Origin of the sequence: Hydrogenophaga laconesensis (assembly GCF_031457235.1) — a bacterium.
In the GTDB taxonomy this organism is placed as follows: Bacteria; Pseudomonadota; Gammaproteobacteria; order Burkholderiales; family Burkholderiaceae_C; genus Hydrogenophaga; species Hydrogenophaga laconesensis.
The window spans coordinates 68,667-94,467 of record NZ_JAVDWE010000016.1 but is presented as its reverse complement, the minus strand read 5'-3'; the positions used below and the strand labels follow the sequence as shown (position 1 = coordinate 94,467).

General features: G+C 69.8%; 18 protein-coding genes. 8 read left to right on the top strand and 10 right to left on the bottom strand.

Going from position 1 to position 25,801, the window contains the following annotated elements; all coding sequences use genetic code 11:
- Nucleotides 1-60: 60 nt before the first annotated feature.
- Together J2X09_RS22675 and J2X09_RS22670 are read right to left on the bottom strand one after the other, a co-directional pair.
- The gene (locus tag J2X09_RS22675; RefSeq protein WP_204734451.1) at nt 61-459 is read right to left on the bottom strand and encodes a hypothetical protein; all 399 of its coding nucleotides are present in this window, start codon (nt 457-459) and stop codon (nt 61-63) included.
- A complete protein-coding gene (locus J2X09_RS22670; RefSeq protein WP_204734450.1) occupies nt 456-884 on the bottom strand; it encodes a TerB family tellurite resistance protein in 429 nt (142 codons plus the stop codon). The genes J2X09_RS22675 and J2X09_RS22670 overlap by 4 nt, the downstream gene beginning before the upstream one ends.
- Before the next feature lie 108 nt (nt 885-992).
- On the opposite strand from J2X09_RS22670, the gene J2X09_RS22665 reads away from it, so the two are divergent.
- Nucleotides 993-1,880: a LysR family transcriptional regulator gene (locus J2X09_RS22665; RefSeq protein ID WP_204734449.1), complete on the top strand. Its 888-nt coding sequence runs from the start codon at nt 993-995 to the stop codon at nt 1,878-1,880.
- On the opposite strand, the gene J2X09_RS22660 is transcribed toward J2X09_RS22665, so the two are convergent.
- From J2X09_RS22660 to J2X09_RS22640, 5 genes are all read right to left on the bottom strand, one after another.
- Nucleotides 1,869-2,519, bottom strand: a complete 651-nt coding sequence (locus tag J2X09_RS22660; RefSeq protein WP_204734448.1) for a Pr6Pr family membrane protein — start codon at nt 2,517-2,519, stop codon at nt 1,869-1,871. The genes J2X09_RS22665 and J2X09_RS22660 overlap by 12 nt on opposite strands.
- Before the next feature lies 1 nt (nt 2,520).
- Entirely contained in the window at nt 2,521-2,727 is a 207-nt protein-coding gene (locus J2X09_RS22655; protein WP_204734447.1) for a hypothetical protein, read from the bottom strand.
- Nucleotides 2,728-2,753: 26 nt separating this feature from the next.
- Entirely contained in the window at nt 2,754-3,851 is a 1,098-nt protein-coding gene (locus J2X09_RS22650) for an AI-2E family transporter (protein ID WP_204734555.1), read from the bottom strand.
- A gap of 86 nt (nt 3,852-3,937) precedes the next feature.
- Nucleotides 3,938-4,186 (bottom strand): hypothetical protein, encoded by a 249-nt coding sequence (locus tag J2X09_RS22645; protein ID WP_204734446.1) that lies wholly within the window; start codon nt 4,184-4,186, stop codon nt 3,938-3,940.
- Nucleotides 4,187-4,195: 9 nt separating this feature from the next.
- Entirely contained in the window at nt 4,196-4,936 is a 741-nt protein-coding gene (locus J2X09_RS22640; RefSeq protein ID WP_204734445.1) for a sulfite exporter TauE/SafE family protein, read from the bottom strand.
- Between the two features lie 82 nt (nt 4,937-5,018).
- On the opposite strand from J2X09_RS22640, the gene J2X09_RS22635 reads away from it, so the two are divergent.
- On the top strand, nt 5,019-5,933 hold the full coding sequence (locus J2X09_RS22635; RefSeq protein WP_310309465.1) for a LysR family transcriptional regulator: 915 nt from the start codon (nt 5,019-5,021) through the stop codon (nt 5,931-5,933).
- A gap of 165 nt (nt 5,934-6,098) precedes the next feature.
- Here the strand turns inward: J2X09_RS22635 and J2X09_RS22630 are convergent, their stop codons facing one another.
- The gene (locus J2X09_RS22630; RefSeq protein WP_204734444.1) at nt 6,099-7,217 is read right to left on the bottom strand and encodes a helix-turn-helix transcriptional regulator; all 1,119 of its coding nucleotides are present in this window, start codon (nt 7,215-7,217) and stop codon (nt 6,099-6,101) included.
- Between the two features lie 794 nt (nt 7,218-8,011).
- Between J2X09_RS22630 and J2X09_RS22625 the strand changes: the two genes are divergently transcribed.
- The 3 genes from J2X09_RS22625 to J2X09_RS22615 are packed head-to-tail and all read left to right on the top strand — an operon-like array spanning nt 8,012 to nt 20,651.
- A complete protein-coding gene (locus tag J2X09_RS22625; RefSeq protein WP_204734443.1) occupies nt 8,012-16,432 on the top strand; it encodes a DUF7933 domain-containing protein in 8,421 nt (2,806 codons plus the stop codon).
- Nucleotides 16,429-19,569 carry a hypothetical protein gene (locus J2X09_RS22620; protein ID WP_204734442.1) on the top strand — a complete coding sequence of 1,047 codons (3,141 nt, stop codon included), beginning with the start codon at nt 16,429-16,431 and terminating at the stop codon, nt 19,567-19,569. Before J2X09_RS22625 ends, J2X09_RS22620 begins: the two co-directional genes overlap by 4 nt.
- A gap of 20 nt (nt 19,570-19,589) precedes the next feature.
- Nucleotides 19,590-20,651, top strand: coding sequence for an OmpA family protein (locus tag J2X09_RS22615; RefSeq protein WP_204734441.1), 1,062 nt, complete (start codon nt 19,590-19,592; stop codon nt 20,649-20,651).
- Between the two features lie 6 nt (nt 20,652-20,657).
- Here the strand turns inward: J2X09_RS22615 and J2X09_RS22610 are convergent, their stop codons facing one another.
- Nucleotides 20,658-21,608 carry a LysR family transcriptional regulator gene (locus J2X09_RS22610; RefSeq protein ID WP_204734440.1) on the bottom strand — a complete coding sequence of 317 codons (951 nt, stop codon included), beginning with the start codon at nt 21,606-21,608 and terminating at the stop codon, nt 20,658-20,660.
- A 112-nt stretch (nt 21,609-21,720) separates the two neighbouring features.
- On the opposite strand from J2X09_RS22610, the gene J2X09_RS22605 reads away from it, so the two are divergent.
- The 3 genes from J2X09_RS22605 to J2X09_RS22595 are packed head-to-tail and all read left to right on the top strand — an operon-like array spanning nt 21,721 to nt 25,238.
- Nucleotides 21,721-23,238, top strand: coding sequence for a CoA-acylating methylmalonate-semialdehyde dehydrogenase (locus J2X09_RS22605; RefSeq protein WP_204734439.1), 1,518 nt, complete (start codon nt 21,721-21,723; stop codon nt 23,236-23,238).
- An 18-nt stretch (nt 23,239-23,256) separates the two neighbouring features.
- The gene (locus J2X09_RS22600; protein WP_204734438.1) at nt 23,257-23,544 is read left to right on the top strand and encodes a putative signal transducing protein; all 288 of its coding nucleotides are present in this window, start codon (nt 23,257-23,259) and stop codon (nt 23,542-23,544) included.
- A 35-nt stretch (nt 23,545-23,579) separates the two neighbouring features.
- Complete coding sequence (locus J2X09_RS22595; RefSeq protein ID WP_204734437.1) at nt 23,580-25,238, top strand: GMC family oxidoreductase; 1,659 nt, start codon at nt 23,580-23,582, stop codon at nt 25,236-25,238.
- 255 nt (nt 25,239-25,493) lie between these two features.
- Here J2X09_RS22595 and J2X09_RS22590 read toward each other — a convergent pair whose 3' ends face one another.
- Nucleotides 25,494-25,796: a hypothetical protein gene (locus tag J2X09_RS22590; RefSeq protein WP_204734436.1), complete on the bottom strand. Its 303-nt coding sequence runs from the start codon at nt 25,794-25,796 to the stop codon at nt 25,494-25,496.
- Between the last annotated feature and the right edge of the window lie 5 nt (nt 25,797-25,801).

Sequence of the window (25,801 nt, the reverse complement as noted above, 5' to 3'; positions counted from 1 at the left end):
CGGTCCGTGGTGCGGAAGGCCGATTTTAGGTCGCCCTCCGTGACACCCGAGGCCCCGACGCTAGGGTTGGGCGTTGCGCAGCGTGGCTGGTGTCTTCAGGCGGCCGGACAGCCAGTGCAACGCGATCGCCGGCACCAGCAGGCAGAGCATGCCCAGGGCCCAGGTGATCCACACCAGCGGCGTGATCCAGCTCATGAGACCGCCGGCGGACGGCAGCACCTGGGCCAGCCACTGCACCAACGTCAGCCAGGCGCCCTGCATGGCTTTCAGCCATGCGGGATCGATCCACAGCGCCAGCCACGCCGGCACCGGCCACTGCCCGGCCGCCACGGCTGCGTCAGTGGCCTGGCCCGAGGCCACCAGCGTCAGCAGCCATTCGGTGATCTGCACCGACGCGGTGGCCAGTCCGGTCCAGCACAGCGCGAGCAGGCCGAAGACACCCCAGATCAGCGCCTTCATGACAGGGCTCCCACAGGGCGCGACGCGTGCGCGGTGTGGGGCCACTGGCGCCAGGCGCGGATCAGCGCATCCAGCAGCGCTGCCTCGCCTTCGGCCTCATGGCCGTCGGCCTGCACCACGGCCTGGCACAGCTCCACGACCTGGGCACGCAGCGCCGGGTCCTGGACCTCGGCGAGCAGCTGCTCGCGGGTCGTGCTGTCCATGGCGGCGGAACCCGTCCACTGGCCGCCAGCCGCCGTCAGCAGGTCTTCGCAGAAGGTGTCGAGCACATCTTTCAGCGCTTCGGGCGAAAGCCCCAGGCGCCGCGAGGCGTGCAGGCGATCGAGCGCGCGGATTTCGGTGAGCGAGTAGTTGCCATCGGCCACGAGGGCCGTGGCCAGCAGGCGCGCGGCGGCCTGCGGGCTGTCGGTGGGATAGGAACGCATGAATGCCTCGTGTCGGGATGCCCTTGCGGGCGAGGCCCCGAGCGTAGCCAGTTCGGGGCATCGGAAAAAGCAGAAAATCAGGGAACAATTGTCCTGAAATTCCGAATCATGCACCCGGAACTCAACTACAAGCACCTCTATTACTTCTGGGTCACGGCCAAGGAGGGGGGCATGTCGCATGCTGCGGCCCGCCTGGGCATGGCGGTGCAGACCGTGAGTGCACAGGTGCGGCTGCTGGAACAGTCGCTGGGCCATGCCTTGTTCAAGCCGGCCGGGCGGGGTCTGGCGCTTACCGAGGCGGGCCAGACCGCGCTGGAGCTGGCCGAGCAGATATTCCAGCTGGGCGAGCAGCTTCCCACCGCCGTGGGCGATGCCGCGAGCCAGCAGCGCGTGCGCCTCGTGGTGGGCATTTCCGATGGCCTGCCCAAGCTCGCCGTGCGCGACCTGCTGGCGCCCGCCATGACCGAGGCCAACCTGCGCCTGTTGTGCCACGAGGACAGCTTCGACGATCTGCTCGCTGCGCTCGCGCTGCACAGGCTCGATGTGGTGCTGTCGGACCGGCCGGCACCGGCGAACCCCAACCTCAAGCTGTACAGCCACGCCATGGGCTCGTCGCCGCTGGGCTGGTACGCGCCGAAGGCGTGGCACACCCAGGCCCGGCGCGACTTTCCGCGCAGCCTGTCGCAGGTGCCGGTGCTGCTGCCCACGGCGCAGTCCTCCGTGCGCCTGCGCATCGACCAGTGGTTTGAACGTCAGGGCGTGCAGCCGCGCGTGGTGGGCGAGTTCGAGGACAGCGCGCTGCTGGCCACCTTCGGTGCGTCCGGCATGGGCGTGCTGCCCGCGGCCGAGCGCATGCGCGAACCGTTGGCGCAAGGCTATGGCCTGAAGTGGATCGGTCCCTGCGACGGTGTACAGGAACACTTCTATGCCATCGGCACCGCGCGCAAGGTGCAGCACCCGCTGGTGCAACGCCTGCTCAGCGCGTCAGTGGCGTGACGCCGCGAGTGAGCGGGCCCGCCAGCGCGCCACCGCCACGAACAGCGCGCCCACCAGCAGAAAGGCGATCAGCAGGCCGAGCGCGTTCAGCAGCGTGCGCGCGTAGCCCAGCACGGTCACGTCGATGAACGGATAGGGGTAAGTCTGCAGCCACAGGCCGCGCAGCAGCGCATAGGCCAGGTAGGCCAGCGGCCAGGTGGCCCATGCCAGCGGCGCCCACCAGGCCATGCGTGTCGGGGGCACGGCGAACCACCAGTGCAGCACGGTCAGCAGCGGCACCGCGTAGTGCAGCATGACGTCCGCCAGCTTCTGCAGGCCTTGCGGATCCCACACGTGGCGCAGCAGCAGGTGGTAGGCCAGCCCCACCAGCGTGATGCTCACGGCCACTGCCGAGGCGACGGCCGGGCGCTGGAACCACCGCCCCGGCCGGCTGGCGGGCCGCATCAGCGGCACGCTCAGGCTCAACGCCACCAGCAGGTTGGTGAGTACCGTGAAGTACCCCAGGTAGATCACCAGAGCGCCCACGGGCGTTCCACCCTGGGCGGTGCTCAGCCGCAGCGAGAGAAACAGCTGCAACCCGAGGGCGAACCAGGCCGTGGCGGCCACCAGCAGCGTGAAGCGCGGGTGGCGCCAGACCATGTCAACGCGTGGCCGGTGCTGTGGGGGCCGCGCAGACGAAGGTGCAGCCCGGGGGCGTGCGGCCGACGAAGCGGCCGTCCGGGCACTGCGTCACGTCCTGCGTGCACATGATCGGCGAGCGTTCACCGGCCGGGGGTGCGGGTGTGGAACTGGCGCAGCCTGCGAGCCCGGCAGCGAGCACGGTGGCACAGAATGTGGAGGTGTTCATGCGGTGCATTGTGGGTGCAAGGCGTGTCAGCGGGGCGGCGTTGTCGTGTCGGGACGCGGGGACTCCGGCGGGGCGTCCACCATGGCGACCGCCGCGGCCCGGGCGCGCACGCGCGTGGCCGTCTGGATGCCCCAGACCGCCACGAACATGGCCGCGATGGCCGGGCCGATCACGAAGCCGTTGATGCCCATCACCGCAATGCCGCCGATGGTGCTGATGAGCACCAGGTAGTCGGGCATGCCGGTGTCCTTGCCCACCAGCAGCGGGCGCAGCAGGTTGTCCACCAGGCCGATCACCAGCACGCCGTAGAGCGTCAACCCCACGGCCTGGAGGACGTCGCCGGAGACGAACAGCCAGATGGCCACGGGGCCCCACACCAGGCCTGCGCCCACGGCGGGCAGGAGGGAGAGCACGGCCATCAGCACCGCCCACAGCAGCGCGGCGTTCACGCCCAGGAACCAGAAGGCCAGGCCACCGAGCGCACCCTGCACCAGCGCGACCACGAGGTTGCCTTTCACGGTGGCGCGCAGCACGGTGCCGAACTGTTCCAGCAGCTCCTGCTTGTCGTCGGGCGGCAGGGGAATCGCCAGCCGGATCGAGCGCACCAGGCTGCCGCCATCGCGGATCAGGAAGAACGCGAGGTACAGCGTGATGCCGAGGCTGATCACCAGGCCCAGCGCGTCCTGGCCGAGGTTGAAGGTCTGGGTGGCGATGAACTGGCTGCCCTGTGTGGCGGCCTGCGTCAGCTTGCGCTGGATGAGATCGATGTTGCCCAGGCCGAAGCGCGCGAGCAGGTCCGTGAGCCAGTCGGGCAGCGCCTCGAACATGCGGCGCAGCAGCAGCGCAGGCTTGAGCTCCCCGGAATCGATGCGCGCATAGAGCTGGCTGGCCTCGCGCGCCAGAGAGCTGGCCACCAGCACCGCGGGCAGCACCACGATCACGAGCGCGGCCAGCATGGTGGTCAGCGCCGCGAGGTTGCGGCGCTGACGCATGCGAGGCAGCAGCCAGCGGTTCATGGGCGCGAACAGCAGCGCGATGATCGCGCCCCAGAGGACGGTGCCATAGAACGGCAGCAGGATCCAGATGAACGCCGCCGTCACCGCCACCAGCAGCACCCGCAGCATCAGCGAGCCAGACACGGGGGCGATGGAGGGCGGGGTGATGGCGGGCTCGGCGGGTTTGTCCGGAGGCGGAGCTTCGGTGGGTTCGGTCATGGTCGCGGCGGAAGTGTTGGTCGCTGCGAGTATGAGGCCGAAGGGTCCTGCCGACCATGGCCAGGCCGCAGCATCGACGCCCGGGCCTGGTCAAGCACCCCCAGCAGCTCGTTCGCCACCCGTGTGATCGAAGGGTCCTCGCCATCGTCGCCGCCGCGAGGCGCGAGCGCCTCCACGGCCAGCGCCAGCCGGTAGGCGCGCTCGAGGGCTTCAGCGAGTTGCAGCACATCGGGTTCGGGCTGCATGGGGTTGGCCTAGAAGGCGCGCGCCAGCATCAGTGAGCCCAGTGCCAGGAACACGCTGTAGAGCGCACGCTGGAACACCGGCAACGGCAAGCGGTTCCGCAGGGTCGCTCCGATCCAGAGTCCCGCGAAGGCGGCCACGAGCGCGATGGCGTGGCCGGTGAGTGGCACCGCCGCGCCGCTGAGCACGGCCAGCGGGCCCAGCCGTGCCGCCAGGGCCAGCGTGGCCACCAGGAAGCTCAGGCCCAGCGCCTGGATGAGCACATCCTTCTCCAGCCGCAGCGACTGCAGGTACGGCACCATCGGCATCACGAACACACCCGTGGCGGCCGTGAGCAGGCCGGAGAACAGACCCGCCACACCACCGGCCGGCAGCGCAAGCCGGCCCGGCGAGGGCAACGCGGGCCTGGCCAGGCCCCACAGGCCGTAGGCCACCAGCACCACACCCAGCGTGGCACGCGCGCCCGAACCGGCACTGCCGAGGTCGGGCAACGGGCTCCAGACCGTGGCCAGGGCCAGCATCAGCCACATGGGCCACAGACGCCGCGCGAGGGTGCGACCATGCGGACCCACGCATTGGGCAATATTCGTCAACAGCGAAGGAATCAGCATCAGCGTGGCCGCCGTGGCGGTGGGCATGAACAGGCCGAGCAAGGCCATCGAGAAGGTGGGCAGGCCCATGCCCGAAACGCCCTTGACCGCGCCAGCGGCCAGGAAAACGAAGGCGATCAGCGCGAGCGTGAAATGGTCCATGGGCGGATGTTGCGACCCGGTCGCAGCGGTGTCCATCGGCCATCGCCGGAGGTATCCTTCGCCGATTCCGGAGGATCGCCCGATGACCGCCCCACGCACCGCGCCCACCTACCGCATCGATCCGTTCGATCTGCGCCTGTTCGCCGCCATCGTCGAGCACGGTTCGATCACCGCGGGCGCGCGCCACATCCACCTGTCGCTGGCGGCGGCGAGCACGCGGCTGCAGCAGCTGGAGCACGCCATCGGCGCGACCCTGCTGCTGCGTTCCCGGCAGGGCGTGCGCACCACCGATGCCGGCCGCACGCTGCTGCTGCACGCCGGCCGCCTGCAGCGCGACATGGAGGCGCTGCACGCCGACATGGCGGCCCACGCCCACGGCGTGCGCAGCACCGTGCGCCTGCTCTGCAACACCGCGGCGATGACCGAGCACCTGCCGGGGCTGCTGGGCCGCTTTCTCGTGGCGCATCCCGACATCGACGTCGACCTGCGCGAACTCGGCAGCCGCGACACGCTGATGTCCATGCGCCAGGGTCAGGCCGACATCGGCATCGTGGCCGACAACGTCAGCACCGAAGGCCTGAACACGCGCTTCTTCCGGGAGGACCGGCTGGTGGCGGTGTTGCCGCGCGAAGGCCGGCGCGCCACGCGGCAACCGCTGCCGTTCACCGACCTGCTGGAGAAGCCCTTCGTCGGCCTGGCAAGCGAGAGTGGCCTCAGCCGCCTGCTGCACGACAGGGCGTTGCAGCATGGCCGGGGCCTGCACCACCGCGTGCGCGTGCGCGGGCTGGACACACTGATGCAGCTGGTGGGGGAGGGCGTGGGCGTGGCCGTGGTGCCGCAGGCCACCGCGCGGCGCCTCGCCAGCGATCGCGTGGTGGCACGCCCGCTGAGCGACGCATGGGCCACACGGCAACTGCTGCTGTGCACCGCCGGCGACACGCCCACCGGCGCAGGTGCCGCCGCCCTGCATGCCTTCCTGGCGCAGGCCAGCGATTGAGCCCACCCGTTGTCACCGAACCGGAGCGCGACACGCACCGAGTGCCACAACCGTGGCCGGAGGCATCCAGGGTCCGGCTCCGCCGGCCCGAGATGCCGTCCCCCCTCCCAGCGCCGGAGGCGCGCCAGAGAGGGAGGAAGCCGCACAGCGGCGCAGGGGGGGAGCTCACACCGCCCGCAGCAGGCGGGCCACCAGCTGCGACTGGCTGTGCACGCCGACCTTGATGAACACGCGTTTGAGCGTGGTGCGCGCGGTCTCGTAGGACGTGCCCGCTGCCAGCGCAGCGGCGCGCAGCGTGAGGCCGCTGACCAGGCCCATCACCAGCCGCGCCTCGGACGGCGTGCAGCCGTAGAGCTGGCGCAGCGCGTCGTGGGACACGGGGTCGTTGGGCTGCAGGGTGGTGGCCGTCAGCAGGGCCAGCGGCTGCCGGGGCAGGTAACGCCCTGCCGCGCCGCGCGCCGGTGAGGCCTGCAGACTGAGCGTGGACGAGGCCGTGGCCGCCAGCGTGAGCGTGTCGGGTGGCGCTCCTGCCGCTGGCGAGAGCGCGGCCTTCACCATCGCCTGCAACCGTTCCAGCGTGGCGCGCGAACCCGTGGTGAGCCGCCCCTCGCGCAGCCGCAGGCCATTCGTGCCGCGCAGCAGCGCCTCCATGGACGCGTTGGCGTACATCACCCGCAGATCGCGGCCCACCAGCGCCACGCCGTGGTGCAGGTGGTCGAGCGCGGCCATGCCCCGCCCCGTGGCTTCGGCGTGTTCCAGCCGAACCGCGAGGCGCAGGGCGCGTGTCATGTGCCGGCTCAGACGTTCGAATGCGGCCACCTCGCGCCGGTTGAAGGTGGGCATCCCGGGTTCGCGCAGCAGCGTGACGTTGGCCACCACCTCGTCCTCGGCGAAGAGTGTGTTGCCGATCGTGTGGCGAAAGCCCTGCGGCCGCATCCACTCGTTGTAGTAGGCCGAGCGGTAGAGCGCGCCATCCTCGCGCAGGAAGGCGTCGAGGCGCTCGTTGGTGCGCACCACGCCCGGGCGGTGCAGGCGCTCGCTCACGCGGATCCAGGGGTTGTCGCGGGCGAAGTAGAGGTCGTTGAACCCCGCCAGCCAGCGCGGCGCGACGCCTTCGAGCGCGACCGGGCGGATCCGGCCGGACAGCTTGTCGAGGAAATAGAAGGTCTGCCCGTTGGAAGGAAAGGCCTGCGCGCACAGACGCATGGCCTCGGCCCAGGCGTCAGGCTCGAACACCGTGCGGTAGACGGTGTCGGTCAGCGACTCTTCCAGATCGGCTCGCATGTCGGCCAGCGTGCACCTTGAAATGAAGGGGATGCGCCCCGCTCCCATTGGGGGCAGCGTGGCGTGCTACACATTTTTGAGCTCGCCCATTGTGGTTGCGCGACGCCGATCCTTCAAGCGGAATGCGCACTAGCGCCTGACACCCTTTCTTTTCTCACCGGCGTGCCGGCGACGCGCAGCCCGCTCAAGGGCGGTAGCTCCTTCACGCGCGTGGTCTGGGTCGAACCCCGGGCGTGCGCAGTGCGGGGCACGGGCACCCAGCGGGCCGCCCAGAGCGCCCCGGTGCGCACGGCTTGTTGTCGCGTTCCCGTCGATCCACTGCCAGAACCCGCCAGGCCGGTGCCCGTTTGGGGAGGTCGCTGGCCCTTTTTCATGCCGGCAAGGCCGTCATTTGTAACCGTTCGTCGATCCGATTTTTAATAAATTTTTAATTAATATCAACCTAATATAAGTGAGTGTGCGCTCGCATTTGTGAAAGCATAAGAGACGAGAAAATCCGCGGATTTTTTGTTATTTGTCAAAAAAACATTAATAAAAACAACATTCTGTTAAATATGACAAGGTCATATTGGATGAATCTTCATACATCAAATTTCACGAATTCGTTACTTTTATCGCAGCAATGAGGTCGTGAATCGTTGAAGACTGGCGTGCGCCGATATAGTGCGCGCATGTAACAAAAGGCACGACTGTGTGCGGAGGTTTCTTCCGTCCGGCCGTGCCGGCGGTGGTCCGGTTGGCCACCTGGCGGGAACACACGCGGCGTCGCTCCGCGTGGCAGTAGAGGGAAAACCATGCTTCGTTTTTTTGCACGTGGTCTGGCCACGGGTAAGGGCGCCCTTGCGCCTTCGACAGCCATCGCGGCGCCCCGGGCCTCGCGGATCGTGCGGGCGTTCGGCTTGCTGGCGGCGCTCACCGTGTTCGCGGGCGCGGCGCACGCCACGCTGGTCGTGAGCCAGTCGGTGAGCGCCAGCACGATCGTGGTGGGCGAGCGCACGCGGCTGACGATCACCATCAGCAACGACAGCGCGCAGGAGGACGGCGCGCAGCTCGTCAATACGCTGCCGCCCCAGCTCCGGCTGTACCCGGCCGGGCATCCGGGCTACGTCGCGCCGACCACCTCTTGCGCGGGTGCCACGCTCAGCCCGGCCCCAGGTGCCGGCCCCGGTGGCGTCGACGTGCTCACCGTCAGCGGCTTCACCATCCCGCCGTACGCGGGCGGGGTCGATGGTTTCTGCACGATCTCGGTGGACCTCACGTCCTACAACGGCGGCGGCACCTGGAACAACGTCATCAACGCCACCGACCTCATGCCCGCGGCCGCTTCGCCCGCGCAGCAAAGCGTGCTGGTCAACAGCATCCTGCTGCCGGCGGTGTCCAAGAGCCTGGGCGGTGCCACGCTGGTGCAGGGCGCCTCGCGCACCGCGACCATCACCTTCACCAACCCCAACAGCGGCGTGAACATCCCGTTCACCAGCTTCACGGATTCGCTGCCGTCCAACCTCGAGGTGCTGGGCATCGTCGGCAACACCTGTGGCAGCAGCACCAGCTTCACGGCCGGCAGTGTCACGCTCACCGGTGGCGCCATTCCGGCCGGCTCGCCCGGCACCTGCAACCTGCAGTTCACCGTGCGCGGCGTGCTCGCCGCCGGTCAGGCGTCCGCCGCGGGCACCAACACCATCGCGGCCGGTGACGTGGGCAACACGCGCGGCCTGACCTACCCCGGCACCACCACCAACATCACCGTCAACAGCCCGATCACGCTGGCCAAGGGTTTCTCGGTCACGCCGCTGACCGCGGGTGCCGACTCGCTGCTGACCGTGCGCATCGGCAACAACAGCAGCGCCCCGCTGACCATCGTCGGCCTGAGCGACACCGTGGGCACCGGCTGGCCTGCCGCGTTGCGCAACTCGGGCGCCATCGGCGCGGCCAACCTGCTCGGCTGCGGCGCCGGCGCGAGCCTGGCCACGGGCACCGACGCGGGTGTCGACAAGGGCTTCGTGCTAAGCGGCGCCGAGGTGCCGGCCGGCGGTGAGTGCCGCATCCAGTTCAACGTCACCTCCACCACCACCGGCACCCACACCAACAGCTTCGCTTCGGGTGCGGTGAGCAACGCGCAGGGCTTCACCTCGCCGGCGCGCAGCGCGCCGATCGAGGTGCGCGACAACGCGCTCACCGTGGCCAAGGCGATCACGCCCACCACCGTGGCGCCTGGCGATGTCGCCACCTTCGCGGTCTCGGTGACCTCGTTCAGCCTCTCGCCACAGACCAGCGTGACGTTCACCGACACGCTGCCGACCGGCATGGTGTACGTGGATGCCAGCAATGGCGGCATCGCGCCAACGATCACCGGCGGCTGCAGCTTCAGTGCGCCCATGCCGGCACCGCTGGTGACCGCGCCCGCGTTCACCTTCGACTTTCCTGGTGCCGCGCCGGGCGGCACCACCTGCGTGGTGCGCTTCACCGCGCGCGTGCCCGACAACGCCGCACCCGCCACCACCCTCACCAACGCCAGCTTCGGCGCGGGCAACGGCACGGTGTCGGGCACGGCCGGCGCGGTCAGCCTCACGGCGGTCAACCCGCTGGTGGTGACCAAGACCTTCGACGGCGTGGTCGCGCGCCAGCGCTTCCAGGGCACGCCGTCGGTGGTCCAGATCGAACTGACCAACAACAACTTCTCGGCGCTCTCCAGCGTGGCCTTCAGCGACACGCTGCCCGCCGCGCTGCGCGTGGCGAGCCCGGCCAATGCCACCACCACCTGCGGCGGCACGGTCACCGCCAACCCGGGCGACACTGGCTTCTCGCTCAGTGGCGGCAGCCTCCCGCCGCGCGCGGGTACTTCGCCGTTCGCACCGGGCCAGTGCAGCGTGCGGGTGAACGTGGTCGGTGGCACGGTGGGCGTGCACACCAACACCATCCCGGTCAACGCCGTGACCGCCACCGGCACCGTGGCCAACGTGCCGGGCAGCACCCTCCGCAACCTGAACGCCACCAGCGCCACGCTGGAGTACCTGCCCGCACTCACGGTCGCCAAAACCTTCCTGACCAACCCGGTGCAGGTCGGCGGCACGAGCCGCGTGCGCATCACGCTGGGCAACACCGGCAACGGCCAGCTCACCGGCGTGAGCGCTACCGATCCACTGGCGGGCACCGGCCTGACCATCGCCGCCCCGCCGAACGCCAGCACCACCTGCGCGGGCCCTGTGGCACTCAACGTGCCCGCGGGGGGCACCAGCGCCGCGATCTCGGGCGCCACCATCGCCGGCGGCACCAGCTGCGACTTCCTGTTCGACGTCGTCACCAGCACCGGCACCGCCTCGGTGAACACGCTGGCGCCGGGCGCCGTCACCGCCGACGGCGGCGTGGCCAGCACCACCACCACCACGGCCACGCTGAACAAGGTCACCAGCAGTGTGAACCTCACCAAGGCGTTCACGCCGACCACCATCGCGGGCCCGGGCAGCGTCTCGCGCCTGACGATCAGCATCGACAACACCAGCGCCACCGCGCTCACCAACCTCGCGGTCAGCGACGCCATGCCCTCGGGCATGGTGGTGGGCGTCGTGCCCAATGCCACCACCACCTGCGCCGGTGGCCTGGTCGACGCGCCCTCTGGCAGTGGCACGGTGCGCCTCTCTGGTGGGAGCCTGGGTGGCAACAGCGCATGCACCGTCTCGGTGGACATCACCTCGTCGGTCGTCGGCACGCTGAACAACACGCTGCCGGCCGGTGCCATCACCAACACCCAGGGCGTGACCAACGCCTCGTCCTTCACCGCCAACCTGGCCTCGCTCGCCGGCCTGGGCGTGGAGAAGCACTTCGAACCGCCTGCGGTGGCCGCAGGACAGCCCGCGCTGCTGGTGATCCGCGTGCGCAACTCGCTCCCGCAGGCGCTCACCAACATTTCCACGACCGACCACCTGCCCGCCGGCATGGTGGTGGCCACGCCCGCGAACGCCAGCACCACCTGTGCCGGCGCGGTGGTCACCGCCGCGGGTGACCGTGTGTCGTTCCGCGGCGCGCAACTCGCCGCCGGTCCGAGTGAATGTGTGGTGCGCGTCAACGTGGTCGTGCCGCTCGCGGGCGCCTACGTCAACACCATTCCGGGCGGCACCGTGATCGCCAACGAAGGCGCGGTGACGAACCCGCAGCCCGGGCCCAGCGCCACGCTGCACGTGCTGCAGCCGCCCACGCTGGCCAAGGCCTTCGCCACCTCGCCGGTGGCGCCGGGCACGCCCAGCCGCCTCACGATCACCATCACCAATCCGAACGCCACGCAGGCCCTGACCGGCGTGGCCTTGCGCGATGAACTGCCCAGCGGCCTGTTCGTCGCCCAGGTGCCCAACGCGTCCACCACCTGCGCGGGTGGAACCGTGAGCGCCATCGCGTCTGCCACCGGGGCGCAGGTCGCTGGCGCCACGGTGCCCGCCGCCGGCTCCTGCACGTTCTCGTTCGACACCGTCTCGAACGTGCCCGGCCTCTACACCAACACCATTCCCACCGGTGCGCTCACCAGCAACCAGGGCGTGAGCAACCCCGACCCGGCCAGCGCCACCGTGCGCGTGCTGCAGCCGCCGACCGTGCTCAAGACCTTCGTGCCGCCGACCATCTCGCCCAACGGCACCTCGCGCCTGACGATCACGCTGGGCAACGCGAACGCCGGCGCACAGACGCTGGCGCAGGCGATGGACGACCTGCTGCCAGCCGGCGTGCTGGTGGCACCGACGCCGGCCGTGGGTGGCACTTGCAGCACGGGCTCTGTCACGGCCACGGCCGGCACAGCGCTGGTGCGTTACGCCAGCGGCGCGACCATCCCGCCGGGGGGCTGCACGATCTCGGTGAACGTGACGGCCAGCGTGACCGGCACCTACCCGAACCGCATCCTGGCCGGCGCGCTGCGCACCGACGCGGGCGGCAACCCGACGCCGGCCGAAGCCGATCTGGTGGTCAGCCCGCTGGGCTCGATCTCCGGACGCGTCTACCTCGACGCGAACAACAACGGCGTGCACGACACCGGTGAAGCACCGCTGGCCGGCCAGTCGGTCAGCCTGATCCGCGCGCTCGACAGCGTGGTGCTGCAGAAGACCACCACCGACGCCAGCGGGTTCTACGTGTTCCGCGATCTGGCCGATTCGGCCTCGCTCGGTTCGGACTACACCGTGCGCTACCTCCGTGGGGGCAGCGACACCCTGGGCAGCGGTGGTTCACCGTCGCCCTCGGCGCAGACCAACCCCGGCAGCGGCAGCTTCCAGGCGCGGCTCACGCCGGCCTCGACCGCCGAAGCCAGCGTGGTGGGTGGCACCGGCATGGCCGGCTCGCCCAACAACAGCAACGTCGACTTCATTTCCCGTCGCAGCAACATCCGCCTGGATCTGGCGGGTGGCACCGTGTCCAGTGCGGTGAACCAGAACTTCGGCGAGCTGCTGCCTTCCGAGATTGCCGGCAAGGTCTATCGCGATGACAACAACAACGGCGTGGCCAACGGCACCGAGCCCGGCATCGCTGGCGCATCGGTCACGCTCTCGGGCCTGGACGACCTGGGCCAGGCGATCTCGCTCACGGCCACGACCGACGCCGATGGCAACTACCGCTTCACCGGCCTGCGCCCCAGTTGCAGCCCGCTCGCCGCGCCCACCTGCCCCGGCTATGTGGTGACGCAGGGCACGCAGCCCGCAGGCACCGTCAATGGCATTCCGAGTGCGGGCACGGTGGTCAACATCGGATCGGGCAGCACCACCGGCACCGCCGGCACGGCCTCCAACAGCGCGCCCGCCATCAGCAACGGCGCACCGGCCTACACCGTTCCGGCCGGCACCAGCCGCGTCGGCGGTATCGTGCTGCCGCCGAACGCCCGTTCCAGCGCCAACAACTTCGGCGAGATCGGCAGTGACCGCAGCATCAGCGGCCGCATCTTCATCGACCGCAACGGCGACGGCAGCTTCAACGGCAGCGATGCCGGCGTGGGCAGCGGCGCGCCCGGCGCGAACAACGTGCCGCAGACGCTGACGCTCACCGGCACCGACCTCAACGGCAACGCGGTGTCGATCACCACCACGACCGATGCCAGCGGGCAGTACACGTTCACCGGCGTGCCACCCGGTGCCAGCTACACGGTGACGTGCACCACCTGCGCGCCGCCCACCGGCTTCATCAACAGCACCACGCCGCTGGCATGGCCAGGCAGCACGGGCGGCACCGCCGGTGGCACGCAGGCCGTGCCCGCGATCACCGGCATCAACCTCAGCGGCCCGCAGACCGCGTCGGTGGACAACCACTTCACCAAGACGCTGCCGGGCAGCCAGATCTCGGGCGTGGTGTATTTCGATCCCGACAACAGCGGGGGCGTGTTCACGCCCGACGATCTGCCGGCACCGAACCAGACCATCGAGCTGCGCGACCAGGCGACCAATGCCCTGATCGCCACCACGACCACGGACGCCAGCGGCGCGTACCACTTCGCCGGCCTGCCGGCGGGCAGCTACCGCGTGGTCATGCCGGCGACACCGGCGGGCACCACCCCGGGCATCACCAGCGCCGGCACGCTGGGTGGCGCGCCCAACGGCACGCCCACTGCGCCGGGCACGGCGCCCGCGTCCATCGCCAGCATCACCGTGGCGGCGGACCAGAGCACCGCGAACCACAACTTCCCGCTGGTCTCCGACATCCGCATCGGTGGCCGCGTCTACGAAGACCGCAACCTCGACGGCCAGTTCGACGGCACCGACGTGGGACTGCCGGGCAACACCATCGGCCTGGTCGGCACCGATGCCTTCGGCAACGCGATCACGCGTTACACCACCACCGATGGCAGCGGCCAGTACAGCTTCACAGGCCTGCCGCCGGGCAGCTACACCGTGCGCCAGACGCAACCGCTGGGCTACACCAGCGTGGCCAACACGCCCGGCCCCGTCACCGGCGGCAGCGCCGGTGCGGTCGGCCCGCTGGGTGGCGCGGTCGAGACCGTCGCGCTCACCTTCAATGCCACGCCCGGCGCGGCGCTGCAGGTGAACTTCGGTGAAACGCAGGGCGGCGGCGTGCGCGGCTACAAGTCGGCGCGCATCGTCTCGCCGGCGGCTGCCGTGGGCGTGTCGCCCGGGGCCGAAGTGGTCTGGCAGGTGATCTACCAGAACGACAGCGCGTACCCCGTGACCATGGACGTGCGCGACACGCTGCCCGATTACATGACGCGCGCCGGCGCGCCCGCCGTCACCCACAGTGGTGGCAACGGCGGCGTGTTCACGCCCAACGCGGGCTACACCGGCACCGCGGGCGGTGACCTGCTCGGCTCGGCCAGCCTGCCGGCGGGCGCCTGGGTGTCGGTCGACATTCCGGTCGTCGTCACCGCCGGCGCCACCACCACGCGCTTCAACCAGGCCACGGCCGGGCCGCTGGGCATCCGCACCGATGCGGTGGACAACAGCACGCCCACCGGCGGCCCGGGCCAGCCGCCCTCGGGCGTGATCCCGGCCGGCAGCGTGCCGCAGACGCCGTACCAGACCGCCGGCCTGGACGCCACGGGCGTGCCGCTGTCCGCGCTGCCGGCCTCGCTGTCGGGCTACGTCTGGCGCGACAACAACGGCGACCGCCAGCGCGACGCCGGTGACACACCGATTCCCGACTGGGCGGTGGAGATCGTCGACAGCAACGGCAACGCCGTGGCCTGCCGCACCGTGCCCTCCAACAGCGCGCAGGGCTGCGTGAGCATGCCCGATGGCCGCAGCCTGTTCCGCACCGGTGCCGACGGCGCCTACGGCGTGATCGGGCTGGTGCCGGGTGACTACAACGTCTACTTCCGCGACCCGGCGAACAACGTCGTCTACGGCACGCCGCAGAACAGCGGCGGCGACACGAACTCGCGCCTGTCCAGCGGGCGCGACCACCTCGCCGTCACGCTGCTGCCCGGTGCCGACCTGCGCCAGCAGGACCTGCCGCTCGACCCCTCGGGCGTGATCTACGACGCCAACACCCGCGCGCCCATCGACGCCGCGCAGGTGCGCTTCTGCGGCCCCGCCGGCTTCAACCCGGCCACCATGCTGGTGGGCGGCGCGAGCTACGTGGCCTCGGGCAACTGTGCGCAAATGACAACGGGCTCGCTGGGCTTCTACCAGTTCCTGCTCGCACCCGGTGCGCCCAGCGGCGAGTACACGCTGTCGGCTTCGGCACCGAACTACGCGCCCACGCCGATCGCGTCCATTCCGCCGCAGCCGGGCGTGTTCACGCCCTCGGGTGCCTCGCCCTACCTGGTGCAGGCCCAGGCCGGCCCGCCGCCCATCGGGCAGCCGACCACCTACTACCTGCGCCTGAACCTGGCGCCGGGCATGCCCGACCTGATCCACAACCACATTCCGCTGGAGCCCTTCACCGGTGCCGGCCTGTTCCTGCAGAAGCAGGTGATGCGCGACGTGGTCGAGATCGGGGACTCGGTGCAGTACACGTTGCGCGTGAGCAGCCCCAACGGCGCGGCCACCAACGTGGTCATCACCGACAGCCTGCCCGCCGGCCTGCGCCTGATCCCGGGCACGGTGGTGCAGGATGGCGCGGTGGTGGCCGACCCGGCCGGCGCGCCCGGCCCGGTGCTGAACTTCGCCATCGGCGGCTTCGCGGCCAACACGCCCGTGACCGTGACCTACCGCGTGCGCGTCGGCGTCGGCGCCCAGCAGGGCGACGGCATCAACCGCGCGCAGGCGGCTGGCGTGGTGGGCGGCCTGCCCGTCACCTCCAACCGGGCGCAGGCGCGCATCCGCATCACCGGCGGCGTGTTCTTCCAGGAAGCCTGCGTGATGGGCAAGGTGTTCATGGACTGCAACCGCAACCGCATCCAGGACGCCGAGGAAGTCGGTATTCCCGGCGTGCGCCTGTACCTGCAGGACGGCACGCACCTGATCTCCGACAGCGAGGGCAAGTACAGCATCTGCGGTCTGCCTGCCCGCACCTCCGTGCTGCGCGTGGACCCGACCACGCTGCCCCAGGGCAGTGAGCTCGTGACCAGCAGCAACCGCAACGCGCTCGACGCCGGCAGCCTGTTCCTCGACCTGAAGTTCGGTGAGCTGCACCGCGCCGATTTCATCGAAGGCAGCTGCGCGCCCGCCGTGCTCGAACAGGTGGAGCAGCGCCGTCGACTCGGCCAGATCGTCGCCCCGCTGGTCGACGCCCCGACCCCCACCCCGCGCGTCTTCCGCTCGGGCCCGCCGGCCCGGATCGGAGGTGCGAAATGAAAGCCCGCCGTTCCATGCCTTTCATGCTGCCCATGCGATCCGCTCTGACCTCGGCCGTGCTGCTGTTGCCGCTCGGCATGGCGCTCGCGCAGACCGATGCGCTGGCGCCGCGCTTCACCCCCCTGGCCCCCGGCAGCGACCCGGCGCGCGGCCCCGGTGAAACCGCGTTGCCCGCGCCCACCACGTCGCTGCCGCTGGCCGCCAACTGGCGCGCCACCAGCCTGGCCGACAACGGCCAGCTGGTGCTCGAAGCCGCGCAGGACCAGGTCAGCGCCGATGGCCGTTCGGTGGTGCTGCTCACGCTGCGCCTGTTCGACCGCGACGGCCAGAAGGTGACCGCGCCCACCGACGTGACCGTGGCCACCAACAGGGGCCGCGTGCGATTGCCCGATGCCGCCATCGACGAACCGCCGCGCCAGACCCTGCGCCTGAACGTGCGCGGTGGCGAGGCCGTGGTCGAGCTGATCGCTTCGCACGAACCCGGTGATGCCGTGCTGCAGGTGCAGTCCGGCAACGTGGTGGTGCGCGGCAACGTCGGCATGGTCACCGAGCGCCGGCCCATGATCGCCGTCGGCGTGGTTGAGGGCACGCTCAACCTCAGCAAGCTCGACGCCTCGCAGATCAGCCCGGCGCGCGAGGACGACGGTTTCGAGCTGGAGCTGAAGCGCCACACCAATGGCTTCGACAACGGCAAGGGTTCGCTCGGTGCGCGCACCGCGTTCTTCCTCAAGGGCGTGGTGAAGGGCGACACGCTGCTCACGCTGGCCTACGACTCCGAAAAGGAATCGCGCGGCCGCCTGTTCCGCGACATCCAGCCCGACCAGTACTACCCGATCTATGGCGACTCCTCGCTGCGCGGTTTCGACGCGCAGTCGCGCCAGCGCCTGTACGTGCGGGTCGACCAGGGCCGCTCCTTTGTGCTGTACGGCGACTTCAACACCGGCACCGGTGGCCCGGCGCGCGAACTCAGCCGCATCAACCGCTCGGTCTCGGGTCTGCAGCTGCACCACGAGGGCGAGACCTTCGAGGCCAACGCCTGGGTGGTGCGCGACAACGTCGCCCAGGTGGTGGACGAACAGCCCGCGCGCGGCGTCTCCGGCCCCTACCGCCTCTCCAGCAGCGAAGGCATTTCGGGCTCGGAGAAGGTCGAGATCCTCACGCGTGACCGCAACCAGCCGTCCATCATCCTGCGCGCCGAACCCATGGTGCGCTTCGTGGACTACGAGTTCGAGCCCTTCGCCGGCAGCATCGTGTTCCGCGCGCCGGTGCCTTCGGTGGATGCCAACCTCAACCCGATGTCGGTGCGCGTCACCTACGAGGTGGAGCAGGGCGGGCCGAAGTACTGGCTGGGTGGCGTCGACGGCTCGTGGCGCATCACGCCCGCGCTGGAGATCGGCGCCAGCCACGTCGAGTCGCAGGACCCGGCCAACCCCTATCGCCTGAGCGGCGTGAATGCCACGCTGCGCCTGGGCGAGCAGAGCTGGGCGCTGGTGGAACTGGCGCGCTCCGAACGGGAGGCGCTGGGCGACCGGGGCAAGGGCGACGGCGCGCGCGTGGAAGTGCGCCACCAGGGCGAGCGGCTCGACGCGCGCCTGTGGGCTGGCCAGACCGATCGCGAGTTCTCCAACATCTCCTCGTCGTACAACGGCGGGCGCGGCGAGGCCGGCGCGGTGGCGACCTGGAAGATCGACGAGCGCTGGTCGCTGCGCGTGGACGCGATGCGTTCGGAAGACAAGACCATCGACGCCGTGCGCGAGACGGCCTATGCCGGCGCGCAGTACCGCCTCACGCCGGCCTGGACGGTGGGTGTGGGCCTGCGGCATGTGACCGACGACGGTGGCGTGCCCAACGCGGCTTCGGCTTCGGGCATCAACATCCCGCAGGGCACCGGCTTCACGCCGTTCCAGATCAACGCGCCGCTGTTCGCCGCGACACCGGGCCAGACGCGCAGCTACGACGCGATCTCGATCAACGCCCAGGGCCAGCTCACCGACCGCCTCAGCGTGCTCGGCGAGCTCGAGCAGGACGTGTCGAACGCGCGCGGCCAGCGCATCACCATCGGTGCCGACTACCGGCTGACAGAGAAATTCCGTGCCTACGGCCGCGCCGAAGTGGCCAAGGGCCTGGGCGGCGTGAATGGCCTGGCGGTGGAGGGCCGCGAGACCGCGCTGGTGGCCGGCCTCTCCAGCGAGACCATCCGCGACGGCGAGATCTTCAACGAGTACCGCCTGCGCGATGCCATCTCCGGCGAGGACGCGGTCAACGCGATTGGCCTGCGCCAGACCTTCCGCGTGTCCGAAGGGGTGCGCTACAGCGCCAGCGTCGAACACCAGAAGGCGATCGCGGGCGATGCCACATCGGCCACCGCGCTCACCGGCGGCATCGACCTCGCCTACGACCCGACCTGGCGCGCCACCGGCCGCCTGGAATGGCGCCGCGACCGCAACCACGACGCATGGCTCTCGACGCTGGGCACCACCATCAAGATCGACCGCGACTGGTCCTTCCTCGCGCGCAACACGCTGTCGCTGCAGAACGCCCGCCACGCCGGCGCCTACGACCAGTGGCAGGACCGCTTCCAGATCGGTGTGGCCTATCGCCAGACCGACCTGAACCGCATCAATGCGCTCGGCCTGTACGAGCTGCGCGCCGAGAACGACGAGAACCCCGGCGTGGACTACCGCCGCACCTCGCACGCGGTCTCGTTGCATGCGGACTACCACCCCAGCCGGCCCTGGTGGCTCACCGGCCGCGTTGCGGGCAAGCGCGTGTCCGAACGTTTCCTCGGTGGCCTGCGTGACGACTACACCGCCTATCTGATGGGGGGCCGCATCACCTGGGATCTGTCCGAGCGCTGGGATGTCGGCTTGCAGCACCACGTGATGTGGAGCCCCAACGGCGGCTCGCGGCAGGACTCCTTCGGCATCGAAGCCGGCTACCTCGTGCAGGCCAACCTCTGGCTGTCCTTCGGCGTGAACGCGCGCGGCTTCCGCGACGACGAACTCACCGGCGCGGCCTACACCCGCAAGGGCGTGTACCTGCGCCTGCGCTTCAAGTTCGACGAAACCCTGTTCCGTGGTGCCGACCCCGCCACCAACCGCGCGCTGAGCCCGCTGGCCTCGGCCACCCGTCCCTGATCTGTCGCGAGACCCTTGCCATGACCTCCAAACGTTTTCTGCCGTCCCTGCTCGCCCTCGCTGCCCTGGGCGGCTGCGCCGTCACCGACCCGCGCGCCACCGACCGCGCGCCTGGCGCCGTGCCGCCCTTCGCCGAATCCACCCGCTACACCGATGAGGCGCAGCGCGCCGACCACCGTGCCCTGCAGGCCGTGCAGGACCGGCTGGCCGCGCTGCAGAAGGACGGCCGCGTGCCACAGATCAGCTACCCCTGGGCCAAGGCACAGTGCTGGCTCGACATGGCGCGCCAGAACTACCATGAGAACGATCGCGGGCCGGTGATCGGCGAGGCGAAGGCCGAATCGCTGAAGCTGGTCGAGGCCCTGGAGCAGGGCCGCACGCCCGAAGTGTCCACCCCGCTCATCGGCGGTGCGGTGCGCCTGCGCGACGACCTGTGGGCGCGCGCCGAACGCGGCCGCACCGGCCCGGGCGCGGCCTGTGTCGCGGCCCAGGCCGCCTGTCTGGAGGTGCAGCTGGTCTGGATGGGCCATGAGTACGCCGAAGGCGGCTGGCGCCACGCCAACCCCTACATCGGCATGGCCGAAACCATGGCCGCGCGCATGGAGGCCGAACAGGCCGCTTGCGCCACGCCGGCCGCCGCGCCCGTGGCCGCCGCACCGGCACCGGTGGTGACCGAGCGCGTGCTCGAACGCCTGGTGCTCGCCACCGACGCGGTGTTCCAGTTCGACCGCTCGGGCCTGAACGACATCGGTGCCGCCGGCCGTGCGCGGCTGGACGTGATCGCCGACCGTGCGCGCAGCCTGCAGGGCATCGAGCGCATCGTGCTCGTGGGCCACACCGATCGCCTCGGTGATGCCGACTACAACCAGGCGCTCTCGCTGCGCCGCGCCACCGCTGTGCGCGACCACCTCGTCTCGCGCGGGCTCGACGCGGCACTGTTCACCGTGGAAGGCAAGGGCAGCACCGAACCGGTGAAGACCTGCAGCGATGGCCTGGCGCGCGCTGCGCTGATCCAGTGCCTGCAGGACAACCGCAGGGTGGAAGTGGAGATCCGCGGCAGGCTGCAGGCGGCGGCGCGCTGAGGCGTGTCAGTCGCGCAGCGGAAAGCCTTCCGCCAGCGCCTCGCGCAACCACGCCACGAAGGCCGATACTGCGCGTGGCACGTGGCTGGCGTACGGCCGAATCGCATAGATCTGCGAACTGAAGGTGCCGACGGATTCCCAGCCTTCGAGCACCTCCACCAGCTTGCCCGACCGCAGTGCCGACTGCGCGCTGAAGTCGGGCAAGAGTGCAATGCCGAGGCCCGACAGGGCGGCGTCGCGCAGGGCCTCGCTGTTGTTGGCGCTGAACGGTCCCGTCACGGGCACCGTGATGCGCTGCCGGGCCGTCTTGCGGCGGCCTTCGGGCGGCATGAAATGCCAGGCCGGGGTGTCCTGCGCACGCGGGTAGTGCAGGCAGTCGTGTTGCGCCAGGTCTGTGGGTGACTGCGGCGTGCCGCGCCGACGCAGGTAGTCGCGGCTGGCCACCAGCACCGAGCGCGTCGCGCACAGGGGCCAGGCCACGTGCGTGTCGGGTGGCGCGGCGGTGTGGCGGATCGCGAGATCGAAACCTTCCGTGGCCAGTGAACTGAGCCGGTCCGACAGATCCAACTCCAGCCGCACCTTCGGGTGCGCACGCGCGAACTCTGCGATGCGGGGCACGAGTTGCTGGCGGGCGAACGCCACCGGCGCGGTCACCCGCACCAGTCCGGCGGGTTCGTCCGCGAGATCGCGCACGCTGGAGAAACTTTGCGCGATGCGCTCGAACGGGTCGCGCAGGTTGTCGACCAGCCGCTGGCCCGCCTCGGTCAGGCGCACGCTGCGTGTGGTGCGCTGCACCAAGGGCACACCGGCTGCGCGTTCAAGTTCGCTGATGCGCTGGCTCATGGCGGCCTTGCTCACGCCGAGCCGCTGGGCTGCGGCGGTGTAGCTGCCCTGCTGCGCGAGCATGGTGAGCCAGTGCAGGTGGGCCCAGAGGTTTTCCACTTTTCTCTCATCCATGCCGATATTGTTCATCATTGTGAACAATCCGTTCAGTCCTGGGCACTAGGCGCGCAAGAGAGCGCTGCCTAAACTGGCCCGCACTCCGCAACCCTTCGCACTGGACGCTGCCATGCCAACCACCGCCACCCCCATCGATCACTTCATTCAAGGCGCAACCACTGCAGGCACGTCCTCGCGCCGCCAGGACGTCTTCAACCCCGCCACCGGTGCCGTCACCGGCAAGGTTGCGCTGGCCAACGGCGCCGATGTGGATGCCGCCGTGGCCGCCGCGCAGGCCGCCTTCCCGGCCTGGGCCGACACGCCCCCGATCCGCCGCGCGCGGGTGATGTTCAAGTTCCTCGAACTGGTGAACCAGCACAGGGACGATCTCGCGCGCATGATCACCGCCGAGCACGGCAAGGTGTTCACCGATGCACAGGGCGAGGTCTCGCGCGGCATCGACATCATCGAATTCGCCTGCGGCATTCCGCAGCTGCTCAAGGGCGACTTCACCGATCAGGTTTCCACCGGCATGGACAACTGGACGCTGCGCCAGCCGCTGGGCGTGGTGGCCGGCATCACGCCGTTCAACTTCCCGGTCATGGTGCCCATGTGGATGTTCCCGGTGGCGATCGCGGCCGGCAACACCTTCATCCTCAAGCCCAGCCCCACCGACCCCTCGCCCTCGCTCTTCATGGGCGAGCTGCTCAAGAAGGCCGGTCTGCCCGACGGCGTGTTCAACGTCGTGCAGGGCGACAAGGAAGCGGTGGACGCGCTGCTGGTGCACCCGGACGTGAAGGCCATCAGCTTCGTCGGCTCCACGCCGATCGCGAACTACATCTACGAGACAGGCGCCCGCCACGGCAAGCGCGTGCAGGCCCTGGGCGGCGCGAAGAACCACATGGTGGTGATGCCCGACGCCGACCTCGACCAGGCGGTGGACGCGCTGATCGGCTCGGCCTACGGTTCGGCCGGCGAGCGCTGCATGGCCATCAGCGTGGCGGTGCTGGTGGGCGACGTGGCCGAGAAGATCATGCCCAAGCTGATCGAGCGCACGAAGACGCTCAAGGTGCTCAACGGCACCAACCTGGCGGCCGAAATGGGGCCCATCGTCACCGCGGCGGCCCACACGCGCATTGCCGGCTACATCGAAGCGGGGGTGAAGGAGGGTGCCAAGATGCTGGTGGATGGCCGGGGCTTCAAGGGCACCGACGCGGGCGAAGGCTGCGAGCACGGCTTCTGGATGGGCGGCACCCTGTTCGACCACGTCACCACCGACATGAAGATCTACAAGGAAGAAATCTTCGGCCCGGTGCTCAGCTGTGTGCGCGTGCCCGATTTCGCGCAGGCGGTGCAGATCATCAACGACCACGAGTTCGGCAACGGGGTGAGCTGCTTCACCCGCGACGGCAACGTGGCGCGCGAATTCGCGCGGCGCATCCAGGTCGGCATGGTGGGCATCAACGTGCCGATCCCGGTGCCCATGGCCTGGCATGGCTTCGGTGGCTGGAAGAGGAGCCTGTTCGGCGACATGCACGCCTATGGCGAGGAGGGCGTGCGCTTCTACACCAAGCAGAAGAGCATCATGCAGCGCTGGCCCGAGTCCATCGGCAAGGGCGCCGAGTTCGTCATGCCCACGGCGAAGTGATCCTCTCGGGCCCGTAAGTTGGACGAAGGCAACAGCCCCTACGATCCCGCCGAGGGCGACTGGAAGACGCTGGCCACCTTCTTCAGCCCGACCGAGGCGTTCCTGTTGAGGGGTTGTCTGCAGGCCAGCGGGGTGCCTGCGGCGGTGGCCGATGCCCACCTGGTGCAGACTCACACCCTGCTGGCAGGCGCGATTCCGGTGCGCGTGCTGGTGCCGGAGCGTCGCTTTGCCCAGGCCGAGGCCGTGGTGATCGCCTTCCAGCGTGGCGACTTCAGCCTGCCTGACGATGAGGCGCCGCCCGGGTGAGCGGTGCAGACGAAGAAGAAAACACGAGACAACACATGAGCGACAACACGACCTTCGACTACATCGTGATCGGCGCCGGCACCGCCGGTTGCCTGATGGCCAACCGGCTGTCGGCGAACAAGCAGAAGCGCGTGCTGCTCATCGAGGCCGGCCGCAAGGACGACTACCACTGGATCCACATTCCGGTGGGGTACCTGTACTGCATCGGCAACCCGCGCACCGACTGGCTCTACAGCACGGAGGCCGAGGCCGGACTCAACGGCCGCTCGCTGCGCTACCCGCGCGGCAAGACGCTGGGCGGCAGCTCAAGCATCAACGGCATGATCTACATGCGCGGCCAGTCGCGCGACTACGACCACTGGGCCGAGCTCACGGGCGACGACGCCTGGCGCTGGGAGAACACCCTGCCCGATTTCAAGCGCCACGAGAACCACTACCTGGGTGACGAGCAGAACGCCGCGCTGCGCGACCCGAACTTCCGCGCGTACCACGGCCACGGCGGCGAATGGCGCGTGGAGAAACAGCGCCTGCGCTGGGACATCCTCGACGCCTTTGCCTCGGCGGCGCAGCAGGCCGGTATTCCCCACACCACCGATTTCAACCGGGGCGACAACGAAGGCGTGGGCTACTTCCAGGTGAACCAGAAGGACGGCCTGCGCTGGAACACCGCGCGCGCTTTTCTGCGGCCCACGTGCTATGGGCGTCCCAATTTCGAGCTCTGGAACAACGCGCAGGTGACCCGATTGGTGACCCAGCGCGGACCCGACGGCGAGCTGCGTTGTACCGGGGTGGAGGTGTGGGACGGTCACAGCCGCGTGGTGGCCGAGGCCACCACCGAGGTGGTGCTGTGTGCGGGCAGCATCGGCTCGCCGCAGATCCTGCAGCTCTCGGGCATCGGCCCGGCGGCGCTGCTGCGGCAGCATGGCATCGACGTCGTGGCCGACCTGCCGGGCGTGGGCGCCAACCTGCAGGACCACCTGCAGATCCGCGCCGTCTACAAGATCAACGGCGCGCCCACGCTCAACGTGCTGGCGTCGTCGGCGCTGGGCAAGGCGCGCATCGGTCTCGAATACCTGCTCAAGCGCAGCGGGCCGATGAGCATGGCTCCCTCGCAGCTCGGCGCCTTCACGCGCAGCGATCCGGGTCAGCCGCATGCCAACCTCGAGTACCACGTGCAGCCACTGTCGCTCGATGCTTTCGGTGAACCGCTGCACACCTTCCCCGCGTTCACCGCGAGCGTGTGCAACCTCAACCCCACGAGCCGGGGCACGGTGCAGATCCGCAGCGCAGACTTCACCGCCCCCCCCGCGATCGCACCGAACTACCTGAGCACACCGGAAGACCGCCAGGTCGCGGCCGACAGCCTGCGCGTGACGCGCAACATCGTCGCCCAGCCCGCGCTCGCGAAATACCGGCCCGAGGAATTCCGCCCAGGCCCCCAGTACCAGAGCGACGACGAGCTCGCCCGCCTGGCCGGCGACATCGCCAGCACCATCTTCCACCCGGTGGGCACCACGAAGATGGGCCGCGACGACGACCCGATGGCGGTGGTCGACAGCCGCCTGCGCGTGCGCGGCGTGGCCGGTTTGCGCGTGGTGGATGCCGGCGTGATGCCCACCATCACCAGCGGCAACACCAACAGCCCGACCTTGATGATCGCGGAGAAGGCGGCGGGCTGGATCATGAAGGGGTAACCCCCCTGCGCCGCTGACGCGGCTTCCCCCGGAAGGGAGACGATACCTGGGGCCGGCGAAGCCGGACCCTCGGTATCTCTGGATTCAGTCCATTTCGGCCTGGACCGGATCGGAGGGCGACCCGCAGCAAAAGAGGCAGCGCTCTCCAGGGGCAACGAGGGTCCGGCTCTGCCGGCCCGAGATGCCGTCCCCCCTCGAAGCGCCGAAGGCGCGCCACGGAGGGGGGGAAGCCGCGCAGCGGTGCAGGGGGGAGTCCTACCTCAACCCTCCGACGTACTGGCTGCCACCCGGCGCCTTGCGGAGTGCGTCGGTGGCGACGTCGATCAGGCTTTTGCGGGCCGTGGTGTCCATGGCGGGGATGGCGGCCTCCAGCTTGTCGGCCCAGGGCAGCAGTTCTTCGTGGCCTTCGCTGGCGGCCTTCTCGCGCGCGTGGCGCACGATCTCACGGGCGTAATCGGCGTTGGTCGCCATCCACTCGGTATCCGTCACGCGCCCGGTCTTGCGGCGCAGCAGCACGTGCAGGTGGGCAGCGATGGCGAACACGTCGTTGGTGCTCATGGGGC

Coding starts and splice junctions, on each gene's coding strand:
- J2X09_RS22610 (WP_204734440.1), bottom strand. CDS start 21,608: ATGGATGAGAGAAAAGTGGAAAACCTCTGGGCCCACCTGCACTGGCTC.
- J2X09_RS22615 (WP_204734441.1), top strand. CDS start 19,590: ATGACCTCCAAACGTTTTCTGCCGTCCCTGCTCGCCCTCGCTGCCCTG.
- J2X09_RS22650 (WP_204734555.1), bottom strand. CDS start 3,851: ATGCTGCGGGTGCTGCTGGTGGCGGTGACGGCGGCGTTCATCTGGATC.
- J2X09_RS22635 (WP_310309465.1), top strand. CDS start 5,019: ATGACCGCCCCACGCACCGCGCCCACCTACCGCATCGATCCGTTCGAT.
- J2X09_RS22605 (WP_204734439.1), top strand. CDS start 21,721: ATGCCAACCACCGCCACCCCCATCGATCACTTCATTCAAGGCGCAACC.
- J2X09_RS22595 (WP_204734437.1), top strand. CDS start 23,580: ATGAGCGACAACACGACCTTCGACTACATCGTGATCGGCGCCGGCACC.
- J2X09_RS22655 (WP_204734447.1), bottom strand. CDS start 2,727: ATGAACACCTCCACATTCTGTGCCACCGTGCTCGCTGCCGGGCTCGCA.
- J2X09_RS22645 (WP_204734446.1), bottom strand. CDS start 4,186: ATGCAGCCCGAACCCGATGTGCTGCAACTCGCTGAAGCCCTCGAGCGC.
- J2X09_RS22625 (WP_204734443.1), top strand. CDS start 8,012: ATGCTTCGTTTTTTTGCACGTGGTCTGGCCACGGGTAAGGGCGCCCTT.
- J2X09_RS22665 (WP_204734449.1), top strand. CDS start 993: ATGCACCCGGAACTCAACTACAAGCACCTCTATTACTTCTGGGTCACG.
- J2X09_RS22675 (WP_204734451.1), bottom strand. CDS start 459: ATGAAGGCGCTGATCTGGGGTGTCTTCGGCCTGCTCGCGCTGTGCTGG.
- J2X09_RS22670 (WP_204734450.1), bottom strand. CDS start 884: ATGCGTTCCTATCCCACCGACAGCCCGCAGGCCGCCGCGCGCCTGCTG.
- J2X09_RS22630 (WP_204734444.1), bottom strand. CDS start 7,217: ATGCGAGCCGATCTGGAAGAGTCGCTGACCGACACCGTCTACCGCACG.
- J2X09_RS22660 (WP_204734448.1), bottom strand. CDS start 2,519: ATGGTCTGGCGCCACCCGCGCTTCACGCTGCTGGTGGCCGCCACGGCC.
- J2X09_RS22590 (WP_204734436.1), bottom strand. CDS start 25,796: ATGAGCACCAACGACGTGTTCGCCATCGCTGCCCACCTGCACGTGCTG.
- J2X09_RS22640 (WP_204734445.1), bottom strand. CDS start 4,936: ATGGACCATTTCACGCTCGCGCTGATCGCCTTCGTTTTCCTGGCCGCT.
- J2X09_RS22620 (WP_204734442.1), top strand. CDS start 16,429: ATGAAAGCCCGCCGTTCCATGCCTTTCATGCTGCCCATGCGATCCGCT.